This is a genomic window from Streptomyces sp. NPDC000075 (genome assembly GCF_040301925.1).
Taxonomy (GTDB): Bacteria; Actinomycetota; Actinomycetes; order Streptomycetales; family Streptomycetaceae; genus Streptomyces; species Streptomyces polychromogenes.
This window is the reverse complement of record NZ_JBEPFL010000009.1, coordinates 137,499-150,828: the sequence shown is the minus strand read 5'-3', so window position 1 is coordinate 150,828 and position 13,330 is coordinate 137,499. Positions and strand designations below refer to the sequence as shown.

Sequence of the window (13,330 nt, the reverse complement as noted above, 5' to 3'; positions counted from 1 at the left end):
CCCCCGGTAGCAGACATGCAGGTAGCTTTTGCACGGACAGGCGGGTGAGGGAACGTCGCCCGTCCGCGCGAGCCAGGCTGGCACGTTGCCTGCCGATGACGACGGCTTCGTGGTCTGCCACCGCACCTTCGGCGACGACGTCCCGCCCGGTACCTGCGAGGCCATGTGCCGCGGCTACATCGACGCTTTCGGTCTTCCCCCGTTTGTCCAGGAGGCCCTGGATACGGGTGTCGGCCGCCTCGTGGAGGTCTCCGACCCGCTGGCCGCGGCGAGGGAGACGCCCGAGGAGGAGCAGGCTGGTCCTTGAGAAGCTGATCGACATTGTCTGTGGGGGAGGGGCAGGGCTGCGGCGGGCTCGGCGATTGCGGTGTCCCACACGATCACCAACGCCTCCAGCCTATTTGTCATCGCCCTGGCCCGGATCGCGCGGCGCAGGCCGCAGTTCCTGGACTGGCACCGGGACGGCCACGGGTACCAGGCGCACGACTACAAGGCGCCCCCGACCATCTGACCTGCCGTTTCTGGTCAGGCGCCGGGGGTGTGCCCGTCCTCCTGGCCGTGGCCGAGGATCGGCAGCAGTGTCTCGGCGGCGTCGCATCCGGTGCACGCGAGCGTGCCGGGTCGGCCGAGGGCGTCGAGCGCGACGGGCGTCTTGGTCGGCACCGCCCGGTCTGTGGCCAGCGCGCATCCCTCGGCGTGGACGGTGGCGGCCTGGGCGCTGGTGCGGCCGTCCAGCACCCACACCCACGGCGTTGCGGGGGCGGCCGCCGTGCCGGTGGGGTTGCGGTGGGTGGGTATCTGGTCCAGGCGCGGGTGCGGTAGCGGACCTGGCCGACGACCTGCCGGATGCGGACGAGGAGCAGGCATTCCTCGCCCGGTCCGGTCGTGCCGGGCGCGTGGGTGGACAGAAAGTCGACTGCTGTGTAGGCACGGAGCCGGCGTCGCAGGCGGTCGCCGAGTCCGCTGTGGCGGGCGTGTCTGACGGCGGCGCGGCGGGCCGAGACAGGTGTAGGCGGGGCGGGCAGAGTGCTCGTGAGGCGCGCGTGTTGTCCCTGCATGACGTTCGTGTGCCCCCCAGCGGGTCCGAACCCGTCCTGCTTGGGTGCCTCCGCTTGGTGCCCACGGTTGTGGCCGCAGTCGTGGCAGTGGAGCGACGTCAGCGTGTGTGCCAGGTGGGCTTGGTTTTCGTCAGACAGGGTCCGGTAACAGGGCCAGGCGGTGGCCTGTCTGTGCGCCGACGGCGGCCTCGGTAGTGCGCGTGGGCGCAGGCGCGGTTGCCAAGACGAGGTACAGAAGCTGCCGAGCTGTGACGGATGGGCCAGCGGTGACCGGTTCATCCGAGGCGCTGGGTTGTCTCTCCGGCCTGTGCGGGTACGGCGGGCAGGGCGACCGTGCAGGAGGCGCAGCGTCGGGCCTGGGCGGGTACGGGGCTGAGGCATTCGGGACAGTCCCGCTTGGGGGCCGCCGAATGCCGGTTTATCGCCATCACGGAGAACAGGCCGCCGTCCTTCAGCGGGGCGAGGGCCGTGGCAAGGGTGCCCGCCTTGTTCCGCTTTGACGGACACCTTCGGTGTGGTGGTCAGGCCGCGAGGGTGCCGACCCCGGCAGCAAGCCGGGCGACCCGGCGAACGTCAGCCTGCCCGGTCAGGTGTCGTTCGACGACGGCGCCCGCGTCACCTACCGGCTCACCGCCTCCGGACTCGCTCTGTGTTTCATCAAGTCGTCCTGACCAGCCACCCCCACCAGAAGGGAAGGGAGGGTCGCCGCGTCGGCGCGGCGACCCTGGGACTGCCAGGCGTAGGTCCGCCGAAAAGCCGGCGGCCCCTCACGCAAGATCGAGGCCCGAGGTCACCTTCCGCACTCTCGGGTCAAAGCCGTCCCCAGCAGCTCGACGCGATGCGAGGTCGTTCCAGCGCTCACACCGAGGATGCCGAAGATGAGATCACGGCCCATCGTCGCGCCCACCAGCGTATTGACCGGGCCGAACGAGGCCGTCATCGGCGTGACCGCGGTTCCGGTCACGGCCTTCGCCTCCTGGAGCGACGCGAGAAAGACCGGGACATCGGCGGGCCGAATCAATGGGCCGCTCGACCCCACCCGGAGGCCGCAGCCACCCGTGATCATCGACACTCCGCGCTCCAGACACGCCTGGGCGCACACTTCCGGCAGCGACGCGGGACGGTCGGCCGCCACGACGAGGAACCCACCTTCGCGAAGGTACGGCACCAGCGCCTCGCTGGTCGTGATGGTCTCCATGGCAGCGATCGGCTCCGTTTCGGGCAGGCGCTCACGAACCCACTCGCGGGCCACATCGACCTTTACCCGTCCGACGTCACAACGCCGGTAGAGGTACTGGCGGTTGAGGTTCTCCAGCGCGACCCGGTCGCCGTCCACGAGCGTGAGTCCGCCCACGCCCGCCCCCACGAGCTCGGCCAGCACCGCGCCGCCGACGCCGCCGACGCCGAGCACGGTCACGTGCGCCGCGCGCAGCCGTTCCTGTGCCGCGCCGGCGTCCAGGCCAAGGGCCGCGAAGTACTCGACCTGGTTCCGCCAGGCGGACGACTGCCACGAGCGGTCGAACGGCGCGACGACGAGGCGGAGTCGAAGCAGCGTGCGCACGATGGCGTCCGTGTTCCCTCCCCTCGGCACCGGGAGGCCGAGCGGCTCGTCGGAGACCGCTTCGAGCCATGCGAACATCGCCTCAGGGCAGCGCCGGACCAGCAGCACCTCGTCGGAGAAGACGCGCAGCTCGTCGCCGTCGCGCGACCAGGTCGCCGCAGGCGAGAGCACGTAGCGGTCGCTTCCGTCAGCCATCCCTGGCCTTCCTTCATAACGAGATCACCGTTTGCCGAGGGTCATGGGGAATCGGCGGTCCAGCTGAACCGGGGAAAGCGCACGGCGTCCATCGGCGGCCAGGGCCGGCCGGCCAGTGTCTCTCGCTGCAGCCAGTGGCCCTGGAGCCGCAGCAGTGGCAGGACCGGGCACTGCTCGCGCGCCGCTCTCCGCAGCTCGTCGGCCGCTTCCTCGTCGTCCGGGTCCTCGGACAGCCGGCGCAGCAGCGGCGCGAGGACCGGATCGCGGCGTGCCGGGTCGAGCAGGTCCAGGGCTCCGATCGGATCCTCGAAGAGCGGGCCCCGCAGGGCGAGGAGCAGGTCGAAGGAGTGGGCCGAGCCCGAGACGAAGTCGGCGGGTGCCAGCTCGACCTCGACGCCGAGGTTGTCGGTCAGCTGGGCCGCGACCTCTTCGGCCACGTCCAGGTTGGGGTAGTAGTCCCAGTACCCCAGGCGCAGGCGTTCACCGGTGCCGGCGGTGCTGGGCGGTGCCTCGACGTGGTGGTCGGGCGCCGCCGACTCCACGCCGTTCCAGCACCGGGCGACCAGGCGGTCGTAGCGGAGCGCGCCGAGGAGCCTGCGGCGGAATTCCGGGTCGCCCACCGCCGACCGGCTGCCGGGGACGACCTCCAGGCACATCTCGATCCCGGTCGGTGCCGTGTGGAACGCCCTGCTGTCCGCGAAGTCCGGAACGCGGTCGAGCGGAAACGCCGTCGCGCACGTCACGTCGACCTCGCCCCGCCGGAACCGCTCCGGGGCCCCGTGCGGATCACGGCGCACGAGCACCTGCACGGGGGGCGTGCCGGCACTGACGGGTTCGAGCCAGTACGCGTCGTCGGAGGTGCGCACGGCACGCTCGTACGCGCCCGAGGACAGCTGTCCGCACGGCGAGACCGGAGCGAGGTCGACGCTCTGGAGCAGGCCGGGGAGGTGCGGTGCCGGGCGGCGAACTTCGATGACCAGCGTGTCCTTTGAGGTGTGGACCGCGCGGATGTCGATCAGGAACCGCTGGAGCGACGGCACCGTGAGCGCGGTCCGGATCGCCCGGGCGTGATCGCTCGCACGCACCGGGCTCCCGTCGGAGAAGGACGCGTCCCGCTGGACGCGGTAGTGCTGGCTGAGTCCGTCTTCCGTGCACCAGAGGAGGTCGAGCCTGCTGCGCTGGCTCGCCGAGGCGAACCAGCGGCTCAGGTAGTCGCCTCCCGTGGGCCCGTGCCACCGGATCGGGTCGTCGTCCACCTCGACGACGACGGGGCGCGGGGCGCTCACGCGGTCGGGAGGGGGCTGTCGGCCACCGGCGGAGTCCGTCCGGGGGCGTCCGGCGAGGCGTCGATCCGGGCGCACAGTCCCGCCACCGCCGTGGCGACCTCGCGGAGCCGGCCGGGGGCAACCTGGGCGAGGAGTGCCTCGCGCTCCTCGGTGCCGCGCGGCATGAGGGCCTTGAACATCTTGGCCTGCCCCGGCGTCAGACGGAGGGTCGACACCTCCGCCTCGCTCGCGCGGTACACGACCACGACGGTCGGACGGTCCAGATCCGGCTCCCAGGTGATCGCCCGCGGGTCGGAGACCATCGCGACGACGTCGACGTCGAGGTCCGCGGTCAGGAAATGCGGCTTCTCCCCGACGACGGCGGGCCGCCGGTACACGTTGACGAGTTCTTCCTCCACCTCGTCGCCGCGGAACCTCGCGAGCATCGAGTCGTACGTGAACAGCGCCCTGGCGGTGCGCGCGTGCGCGCCGTCCAGCTTCGCCGGGATCTCACCGAGCGCTTCCTCGACCGGAATGTCGGACCGCTCCAGGAGCGCGTCGATGACTTCCACGTACGTGAGCCCCGCGCCTTGCTTCAGGAACCGCAGCAGGTGGTAGTAGCGGCGCGTGAAATACCGCGAGAGGCGCAGCACGTCCTGGTAGTACCCGTATTCCCGGTTTCCGCTGCGGATGAAGCTGAAGCCGGTGAAGATCTCAGCTTCTTCCTTGATGAGCGCGCGGACGTCCGGCGGGAGGAAGGTCCCCATGACGTCGAGTTCGTCCTTGAGCGGTTCGAGTTCGGCCCGGTACTCACCGGTGATCTCGGCGCCGGGGAGCGGCTGGAGCACGCTGAGGTCGCTGTTGACAGCCCCGTAGGCGATCGCGTCGAACACGACTTCCAGGGACTTCTCCAGGTCCTCGGCGGCTTCCTCCGGGTAGCCGACAATCGTGTTCGTCTCGAACTGGATGCCGACTTCCTGGGCGGACCGGAAGAACTCGTAGGTCCGCTTCGTCGAGGGCATCTTCAGCATGGACTTGAGGATCTTCTCCGACCCCGCGTCCGTGCCGCAGAAGATGTTGAAGCACCCTGCATCGGCCATCCGCCGCAGAAGGGACGGATTGACGTTGTCCGGCCGGACCGCGCAGCCCCACTCGAAGATGTCGTTGTGCTCCGCGAAATAGGACACGAACTCGTCGAGGTACGTGCGCTTGTTGGCGAAGTTGTCGTGCAGGAAATTGAACTGGGTGACCCCGTAGGTGCGGTGCAGGAACCGCAGCTCTTCGAGGATGACCGCGGGGTCCTTGATCCGGAAGTCGCGGTCCCAGAACGTCGACGTCATGCAGAACTTGCACGAATAGGTGCACCCTGAGCCGATGTGCACATCGAAGATGTGCGGGGTCGAGAGCCGGATGTAGTCGCCCATCGGGACAGCGGCGTACGCCGGCATCGGCACGAGGTTCAGGTTCGTGGTCGGCTGCGGTCCGCTGGACACCGCCCGGCCGTCCGTGCACGACCAGAAGCCGCGCACCTCGGCGGGATCGGTCCCGTCGGCGAGGGCGTCCGCGAGAGCGGCGATCGCGAGCTCTCCCTCGCCGCGGCACACGAAGTCGACGCAGTCGGCGAAGCGTGGGAGGGCGTCGGGGAAGACACCGAACGTCCCGGGGCCGCCGAGCACCACGGTGACATCGGGCCGGAGCTGCTTGACCCGGCGCCCGATGAGAAGGCACGAGGGAAGGGTGTCCGCGAGGCAGGTGAGGCCGAGGACGTCGGGGTCGGCGGCGAGCAGACGCTCACAGGTCTGGTCGAGCCAGTCGGCGTCACTCGGTTCGAAGGCGCTGATGCGGTGCTCGTACTCCAGGTCGACGACGACGGTGGGGTGGCCGTGCGTCATCAGGGGAGAGGCGATGCAGAGAAGTCCGAGAGGGACGAAGAAGGGGGAATTGATGTCGGAATTGATCAGGGGCCGGCCCAGCGTCACGCGGACGTTCCGCGTGGACGTCCTGACCGACACCTGGCCCTCCCCGGCGAACGAGAGGGCCAGTCGTTTCGGAGTCGCCATCAGATGTGATCAGCAGCGCCGCGCGACGATGGCACCGAGGGTTGCCGACGACAGGGAGATGAGCTCCACGTCGTCGACGAGGTCGAACCCCTCGCCATCGGTGAAGAGCACCATGTCCGGCTCGGCCTCGGTCATCGCGATCACCGGACTGTCCTGCAGTTCCTGCATCATCGTTGTCCCTTCTTCACCTGGACCGGCACCAACCTCTCCATAGCATCCAGTTCTTGAGATCCTGTCAATGGCGCGTGCATACAAGGCCCGGCCCGGCGTCCGAAGCCGCTTCCCGGGCGGCGGACGGGGACCGCCGCCGTCCGGTCGATTCCGCTTAGCCCCTGCCCGCCAACGCGGTTTCACATGGCTGAAATCCCGCTCCGGGCACGCGCTCCGGCTCTCCGCCGACCGGCGGATGCGGTGTCTTCCTGCCTCTTGTGGGGCTTGATCTATGCTGGGTAGGGTGCTTCGGGTCCGGAATAGTGCCGGACGGGAGGCCGGAACATGGCCGGTTTTCCACTCTGTGGCGCAAAAAGATCGAGCACCGGAATCTGCGGGCTGCGGAAGCCGATTCGGCGATCACGCCCATCAGCGGGGATCGGCCCCCATGTTGATGTTTCTTCCGTTATGGGACATTCGGAACGGAGCTAGGATTGTGACGTCTTCGCAGGCCAACGTTCCCGATCTGAAATCCACGGCGATCCCGTACTTTCCGATGCCCCGGGCCTCCGGCTGCCCGCTGGATCCGGCACCCGAGCTCGCCGAGTTGCAGGAACGGGCGCCGCTGGTCCGGGTCCGGCTGTGGGACGGCAGTACCCCGTGGCTGGTGACCCGGCACGCGGAGCAGTGCGCGCTGCTGTCGGACCGCCGGGTCAGCGCGGACTGGATGCAGCCGGGCTACCCGTTCCACACCCAGTTCCTGCGCGACCACCACGGCGAGGGCCAGTTCCTGACCGCCATGGAGGGCCCCGAGCACCTCCGGCTGCGCCGGATGATCGCCCGGCCGTTCACCCCCCGCATGGTCGAGAAGCTGCGGCCGACGATCCAGCAGGTCGTCGACGAGCGCATCGACGCCCTGCTGGCCGGCCCGAAGCCGGCGGACTTCGTGTCGGAGTTCGCCCTGCCGATCCCGTCCAGGGTCATCTGCCACGTGCTGGGCGTCCCCTACGAGCACCACGACTTCTTCCACCGCGCCATCAGGGCGGTGACCGAGAGCGACGTCCCGGCCGACGTCGCGAGCAAGTCCGAACGCGAGCTGTACCACTACCTGGCCAAGCTGATCGGCCACAAGCTCGCCCACCCCGACGACGGCCTGCTGTCCCAGCTCGCCACCGAACGGCTGGCCACCGGCCAGCTGAACCGGCATGAACTGGTGATGCTGATCCTGTTTCTGCTGATCTCGGGGCACGAGACCACTGCCAGCATGATCGCTCTGGGCGTGCTGGCCCTCCTGCTCCATCCCGACCAGATCGCCGTGCTGCGGGACGCCGACGAGGCCGGGGTCGACGGGGCCGTCGACGAGCTGCTGCGGTACCTGACCACCGTCCAGCCCGGCCGCCGCCGCGTGGCCGTGGAGGACATCGAGATCGCCGGACAGCTGATCCGCGCCGGCGAGGGCCTGATCCTCCCGGAAGAGATCGGCAACCGCGACGCGAGCGTGTTCCCCGACCCGCAGAAGCTGGACCTGCGCCGCGACGCCGGCCAGCAGCTCGCCTTCGGGTTCGGTGTCCACAAGTGCACCGGCCAGCCACTGGCCCGCCTGGAGCTCCAGGTCGTGTTCACCGCCCTGTTCCGGCGCATCCCCACCCTGGCCCTGGCCGTCGACCCCGACAGCCTCCCGTTCATGGACGACGGTCTCGGGTACGGCCTCAAGGGCATGCCGGTGAGCTGGTGAGTGCACGCGACCGAGCAGAAGCCGAATCCGCCCGTGATGGTGGAGAACGTCCTTGACCACCGGAGTCACCAGGGGGGACCCGCAGCATGACCGGCACCACAGAGGCCCTTGACGGATCGGCGGCGGCCGACGTGGCACGCGACGTCACGCGCCCGTTCTACATCTACGCCGTGCTCTCCAACTCGATGTTCCAGCGCGGCGTATTCGTCATCTTCCTCTACCAGCAAGGCTTCTCCGCCGCTCAGGTGGCCCTCCTCCAGACCCTGCTCTTCCTGGTCAGCGGACTCGCGGAGCTGCCGACGGGCATCATCGCCGACCGGATCGGCAGGCGTGCCAGCATCGTGATCGGCCAGGTGCTGGTGGCCGGATGTCTGCTCGGTCAGGTGGCGACCTCCGACTACTGGCTCTTCCTGGCGCTGTTCATCGGTCAGGGCGTGGGCATGGCCTGCGTCTCCGGTTCGGACACCGCCCTGCTGTACGACCTGCTCGTGCGCCGCGGCGCGACGAGCGGCTACGTCAGGATCAGATCCCGGTTCACCATGCTCGGGACGGTCACCTCGGGGGCCGCCATCATCCTCGGCGGCCAGCTTCAGCGGTTCTCCTGGGGAATCGTCTACACCGCCTCGGCGTCGTGCCTCGTCGTGGCCGTGCTGGTGCTGCTGGCCCGGGTGCCCGAGATCCGCGGCGTGGACGCGGTGGACGAGCAGGACGGCGCCGGGAAGGAGCACGGCGACACGACGGCCTGGCGGGCCATGCTCCGGGTCGCCACGCCGGCGCTCGTGACGCTCGTCGTGGTGTCCGCACTGATGCACGCGACGCTGACGCCCTACATCATCTTCACCCAGAAGACGCTCTCCGATCAGGGTGCGAGCACCGCGTTGGTCAGCGTGGTCATCTCGGCGGGATTCTTCATCGGCGGCCTCACTCCCCTCCTGTCGGACCGCGCCGACCGGCGCATCGGGTACCGGATCATCGCCCCGTTGTCGCTCCTGGCGCTCGCCGTGGCCCTCGGCCTGACCGGCCTCGGCCGCGTCTGGGTCACCATCGCCGCGTTCCTGCTCCTGGTCGGAATCCCCGAGATCACCGCCGTGCTCGTGGACAACGTGTTCAACGAGGCGGTGCCGTCGCGCCACCGGGCGGGCCTGCTGTCGATGATCGCGTTCGTGGAGTCGGTGCTCATCGGTATCGGCTATCTCGTCCTCGGCGCGCTCATGGGCGGACTGGGCTCCAGCGTGGGCATGGCCGTCTACGCCGCGGTCCCCCTGCTGGCATGTCTCCTGTGGCTGCCGGTGCTCATCCGGGGGACGCGGGTGACCACCGGGAGCGAGCAGGCCGCCGACCCGAAGGAATCCTGAAACAGCCAGTTTCGGACAATGCCCCTGGCCGAGGAGGAGCCGACGTGGAACTGATGCAGATCGGGCACAAACAACCGGTGCTGAATCTCTCTCCCCCGGTCGTGCATGAGGACTCCCTTTCGGTCGCGCTGGTCTGCATGCCCTGGGCCGTGGTCGACATGCCCTCCTTGGCGCTGAGCACGGTCGCCCCGCTGTTCGAGCGGCGCGCAGAGGTCGAGAAGCTCGACGTCGTCTACGGCAACATCCGGTGGCTCGACCACCTGGTGCGGGAAGTGGGCCTCGAACGCGGGCACTACGAGCTGATCGTCGACGCCGAGGTGTTCGGGGTCGGCGAATGGGTCTTCTCCAGCTGTTTCCGTCCCGGTGCCGACCCACGCGGCACGACCTTCTACGACCTGATACGCGACAGCGAGCACGTCGACGCCTACTGCGCGATGTTCCGCGCGGCGCCCGCCTTCATCGACGAGCTGGCCCGGGACCTCGTGGCCTCGGACGCCGACGTCCTGGGGCTGACGACGACCTTCGACCAGAACATCGCCTCGTTCGCGCTCGCGCACCGGGTCAAGGAGCTGCGGCCGGACGTCGTGACGATCCTCGGCGGGGCGAACTGCGACGGCGTCCAGGGCACGGCGGTCCACCGCGCCCGCCCGGAGTTCGACTACGTGATCCGGGGGGAGGCGGAGCACTCGATCGCGCCGCTCATCGCTCACATCGCTGAATGCCGCAGCGGTGACGGGAAGAAGAACGAGGAGCTGCTCCGTGCCGTGCCCGGCCTGTGCTGGCGGTCCGACGCCGACGGAACCACGGTCAGCAACCCCATCGGGCGGACGCCCGTCTCGATGAACGTGGTGCCGGAGCCCACCTACGACCACTACTTCCGCGATCTGGGGAAGTCTCCGGCCGCGCCGTTCATCGACGTCAAGATCCCGCTGGAGGCCAGCCGCGGCTGCTGGTGGGGCGCCAAGCACCACTGCACGTTCTGCGGCCTGAACGGGTCGGCGATGACCCATCGGGCGAAGCCCGCCGAGCGTGTGCGGGCGGAGGCCGGCCGGGCCATCCGCCGGCACCACGTGCTCGACCTGGTGTTCTCCGACAACATCCTGGCGCCTGAGCACGTCGTGCAGCTGACCTCGGATCTGGCGCTGCCCGCCGAGTGGGACGTCCGGCTGTTCGCCGAGGTGAAGTCGAACCTCAACTTCAGTCAGCTGGAGTCCCTCGCGCGCGCCGGCTTCACACAACTGCAGCCGGGTGTCGAGAGCCTTTGCACGCCCATTCTGCGGATCATGCGCAAGGGGGTGACCGGGTGGCAGAACGTGCGGTTCCTGCGGGACTGCGCCACCTGCAGGATCTACCCCTCGTGGAACATCCTCGTGGGCTTCCCCGGGGAAAAGGACAGCGACTACGAGGCGCTGATCGCCTCGCTGCCGTCCCTCCACCACCTGACGCCGCCCGCCGGGGCGTTCCCGATCAAGCTGGAGCGCTTCAGTCCCTACTTCGACGATCCCGCCCTCGGTCTTCAGGCGCTCGGCCCCTCGCTCAACCTGGTGAGCGCCTACGAGGGGGTGGCGGAGGGCCTCGACGACCTCGTCTACGTGTTCGAGTCCGCGCCCGCCGGCCTTTCCCCCGAGGTGAACGAGCTGCTGCGCGAAGCGGTCGCGAGCTGGAAGGAGACCGGCTCGGTCTCCCGGCTGGTCGCCCTGCCGTCGCCGGACGACTCGCTCGTCGTCATCGACGACCGGCCCGCCTGGCCCTCCCGTGAGCTGGTGTTCCGGCCGGGGCTCGAAGCCGAGGCATACCGGGCGCTGGCGAAGGGCAAGACGCTTCCCGCCCTCGCCTCCGCGATGCGCTCGCTCGAGATCGACCTGCGGGAAGGTCAGCTCGAAGAGCTCGTCGAGAACTGGACGGAGCTCGGCATCGTCTTCCGTGAGGACTCGACCTATCTGGCGCTCGCGACGGGATTGCGTTGGTGACGAAGCAGACAGCAGAGCGGCGGTCGAACCGCCGGAGGCTCTTCGCGTCGGCGGACCTCCACTCGGTGCGGAGCAGGGAGGACCTCGTCGCCCTGACCCGGTCGGGATACGCCGGGGTCAGACTGACCGGTCACTTCCCCCTGGAGGAGATGGGCGACGGCGAACTCGTCTCCCTGATCGCGCTGCTCCGTGACGCCCGCGGGGTCGGCCTGCGGGTCTCGTGGAGCGGCGACTGCGGCACCCTGGAGGTCGGAGGCATACGCCACCTCGACCCGCCGCGGCGGCCGGACGGCTCCTTCGCCTGGTCGGCGCAGCAGGGAAGGGCCCTCCTCGTCCGGCGCGGGCCGACGTTCCTGGCCGTCGAGGACACCCGCCACGGGGAGCGCCGCCGCATCGACGTCGACCGCTCGGAACCGGCGGCGGCCGTCCTCGACGAAAGCCGCTGGGGGCGTACGCTCACCCCCGCCGAGGAGGCCAGCCTGGACGCCCTCGAACTGCACGACCTCGTCTTTCGTGCCGGCGACCACGCCGTGGGCATCGCCGTGAGACAAGGAGTCTGGTGTGTCTGAAGGCCACATCCTCTTCCGCAGGACGCTCGATGAGCGGACCGTGTCGCGAGAGCCGGGGGAGCAGCCCGGGGCCGTCGTCCCCGTGCGCATGGGCACGGCCGGGCTGGGCCTGCTCGTGAACGATCACCGCGAAGCCACCCGCATTCTGTTTGAGGTCGAGACCTACGGCAGCGCCGGCGAACTCATGACGAGCGTCTTCGACGAGCCGGACGAGGCGCATCCGGACGGCTCGCATCCGCACGCGGCGTCCGAGCAGGTCTTCGCGGTCACCCAGACCGACGGGGAGGAGCACCGCCGCGTGCGGCGCGCGCTCCGGAGGGTCATCGACACCCGCGTGCGCGACGTCTCGGACCAACTGGTGCAGGACGTGCGGCAGGCGGTCGAGAGCGCCCTCGCGCTGGGGAGGCTCGACGCGGTCGCGTCGATCGGCGTGCCCATCGCCGACAGCGTGATGTCGCGCCTGCTCGGACTCGACGAGAAGCTCGTCTCGGCCCTGCGGGCCGCGGTGTACGGGGGATACCCGGTGCGCGAGCTCGACGCCACCCTCGTCGACTGGGTGCGCGACAGGCGGACCCGCCCTGCCGAAGACCTCGTGTCGGACCTGATGGCGGAGCTCCCCTCCCTCGACGACCGGCACGTCGCGGCGAACACCCGGCTGCTCGCGCTGTCGGGCGTCGAGGTGCTGGCGGCCCTGATCACGAACGGCATCCTCTGTCTGGCGCAGGACCCGCAGACCCAAAGCCTCGTGCGCGACGACGAGACGCTGCTGCCCGGCTTCGTCCATGAGGTGCAGCGGTACGCGAGCCCGATCGCGCGGGGGATCTACCGGATGTCGAAGAAGCCGTCCGTGATCGGCGGGTACGCGGTTCCCGCCGGCACCCTGCTCGTCATCGGGGTGGACCTCTGCAACAGGGACACGTCGGCGCTTCCCGACGCCCACAGGTTCGACCCCACGCGCGGCCGGGATTTCGAGTACCTGACGTTCGGCCGCGGGAAGCACTCGTGCCTGGGCATTCCAGTCACGCGGCTCGTCGCGGCGCAGGCATTGCGCGTATTCCTCTCGGGAACGACGAGTTTCGGCCTGACGGTGGAGCCGTCAGAGCTGCGTTTCCACGATACGGCGGTCATGAACGGTCTCGTCGAACTCCCGATCTGGGTCGAGTGCGCGAAGTAGTGCCGCATCAGGCAACGCTCGCCCCGTTCCGCCGCAACCGGGCACGCTGACCCGCCCCCGCAGCGTGCCTCGGTGCGAGCTTCGTGCGCGCGAACTTCCCGCGATAGCCACGGAAGATGTCTGGACTGACTCCCGGGGTCAGCGGCGGGGCTACGCATGTCGTCCACGACGACCAGGCGGGAGGATGCCCGGCCGGCTTCATGAACCGTTCCGACTTCTCTGCCGCTCCGTTGTGAGC

13 protein-coding genes are annotated in these 13,330 nt (G+C 69.5%); 8 read left to right on the top strand and 5 right to left on the bottom strand.

Annotated features, from left to right (window positions below; genetic code table 11):
* The first annotated feature begins 85 nt into the window (after positions 1 to 85).
* Positions 86 to 307, top strand: a complete 222-nt coding sequence (locus ABT403_RS13710) for a hypothetical protein (RefSeq protein WP_344151792.1) — start codon at positions 86 to 88, stop codon at positions 305 to 307.
* A 60-nt stretch (positions 308 to 367) separates the two neighbouring features.
* Positions 368 to 511 carry a hypothetical protein gene (locus ABT403_RS13705; RefSeq protein WP_344151789.1) on the top strand — a complete coding sequence of 48 codons (144 nt, stop codon included), beginning with the start codon at positions 368 to 370 and terminating at the stop codon, positions 509 to 511.
* Positions 512 to 525: 14 nt separating this feature from the next.
* Here the strand turns inward: ABT403_RS13705 and ABT403_RS13700 are convergent, their stop codons facing one another.
* Entirely contained in the window at positions 526 to 867 is a 342-nt protein-coding gene (locus ABT403_RS13700) for a DUF6233 domain-containing protein (RefSeq protein WP_344151786.1), read from the bottom strand.
* A gap of 703 nt (positions 868 to 1,570) precedes the next feature.
* Between ABT403_RS13700 and ABT403_RS13695 the strand changes: the two genes are divergently transcribed.
* Positions 1,571 to 1,729, top strand: coding sequence for a hypothetical protein (locus ABT403_RS13695; RefSeq protein WP_344151783.1), 159 nt, complete (start codon positions 1,571 to 1,573; stop codon positions 1,727 to 1,729).
* A gap of 119 nt (positions 1,730 to 1,848) precedes the next feature.
* On the opposite strand, the gene ABT403_RS13690 is transcribed toward ABT403_RS13695, so the two are convergent.
* Genes ABT403_RS13690 through ABT403_RS13675 form a run of 4 tightly spaced genes read right to left on the bottom strand, consistent with a single transcriptional unit; the run spans position 1,849 to position 6,310 of the window.
* Positions 1,849 to 2,814 carry a ThiF family adenylyltransferase gene (locus ABT403_RS13690; RefSeq protein ID WP_344151780.1) on the bottom strand — a complete coding sequence of 322 codons (966 nt, stop codon included), beginning with the start codon at positions 2,812 to 2,814 and terminating at the stop codon, positions 1,849 to 1,851.
* Positions 2,815 to 2,855: 41 nt separating this feature from the next.
* Entirely contained in the window at positions 2,856 to 4,100 is a 1,245-nt protein-coding gene (locus ABT403_RS13685) for a hypothetical protein (protein ID WP_344151777.1), read from the bottom strand.
* Positions 4,097 to 6,139, bottom strand: coding sequence for a B12-binding domain-containing radical SAM protein (locus ABT403_RS13680; protein ID WP_344151774.1), 2,043 nt, complete (start codon positions 6,137 to 6,139; stop codon positions 4,097 to 4,099). The genes ABT403_RS13685 and ABT403_RS13680 overlap by 4 nt, the downstream gene beginning before the upstream one ends.
* A gap of 9 nt (positions 6,140 to 6,148) precedes the next feature.
* Complete coding sequence (locus tag ABT403_RS13675) at positions 6,149 to 6,310, bottom strand: hypothetical protein (protein ID WP_159036654.1); 162 nt, start codon at positions 6,308 to 6,310, stop codon at positions 6,149 to 6,151.
* Between the two features lie 475 nt (positions 6,311 to 6,785).
* On the opposite strand from ABT403_RS13675, the gene ABT403_RS13670 reads away from it, so the two are divergent.
* The 5 genes from ABT403_RS13670 to ABT403_RS13650 all read left to right on the top strand — a co-directional run bounded on the left by ABT403_RS13670 (position 6,786) and on the right by ABT403_RS13650 (position 13,092).
* Positions 6,786 to 8,024: a cytochrome P450 gene (locus ABT403_RS13670; protein ID WP_425580115.1), complete on the top strand. Its 1,239-nt coding sequence runs from the start codon at positions 6,786 to 6,788 to the stop codon at positions 8,022 to 8,024.
* A gap of 86 nt (positions 8,025 to 8,110) precedes the next feature.
* Positions 8,111 to 9,379, top strand: a complete 1,269-nt coding sequence (locus ABT403_RS13665; protein WP_344151763.1) for an MFS transporter — start codon at positions 8,111 to 8,113, stop codon at positions 9,377 to 9,379.
* Positions 9,380 to 9,432: 53 nt separating this feature from the next.
* A complete protein-coding gene (locus ABT403_RS13660) occupies positions 9,433 to 11,349 on the top strand; it encodes a RiPP maturation radical SAM C-methyltransferase (RefSeq protein WP_344152076.1) in 1,917 nt (638 codons plus the stop codon).
* Complete coding sequence (locus ABT403_RS13655) at positions 11,346 to 11,918, top strand: DUF5825 family protein (protein ID WP_344151760.1); 573 nt, start codon at positions 11,346 to 11,348, stop codon at positions 11,916 to 11,918. Before ABT403_RS13660 ends, ABT403_RS13655 begins: the two co-directional genes overlap by 4 nt.
* Positions 11,911 to 13,092 carry a cytochrome P450 gene (locus ABT403_RS13650; protein WP_344151757.1) on the top strand — a complete coding sequence of 394 codons (1,182 nt, stop codon included), beginning with the start codon at positions 11,911 to 11,913 and terminating at the stop codon, positions 13,090 to 13,092. Before ABT403_RS13655 ends, ABT403_RS13650 begins: the two co-directional genes overlap by 8 nt.
* The last annotated feature ends 238 nt before the right edge of the window (positions 13,093 to 13,330 follow it).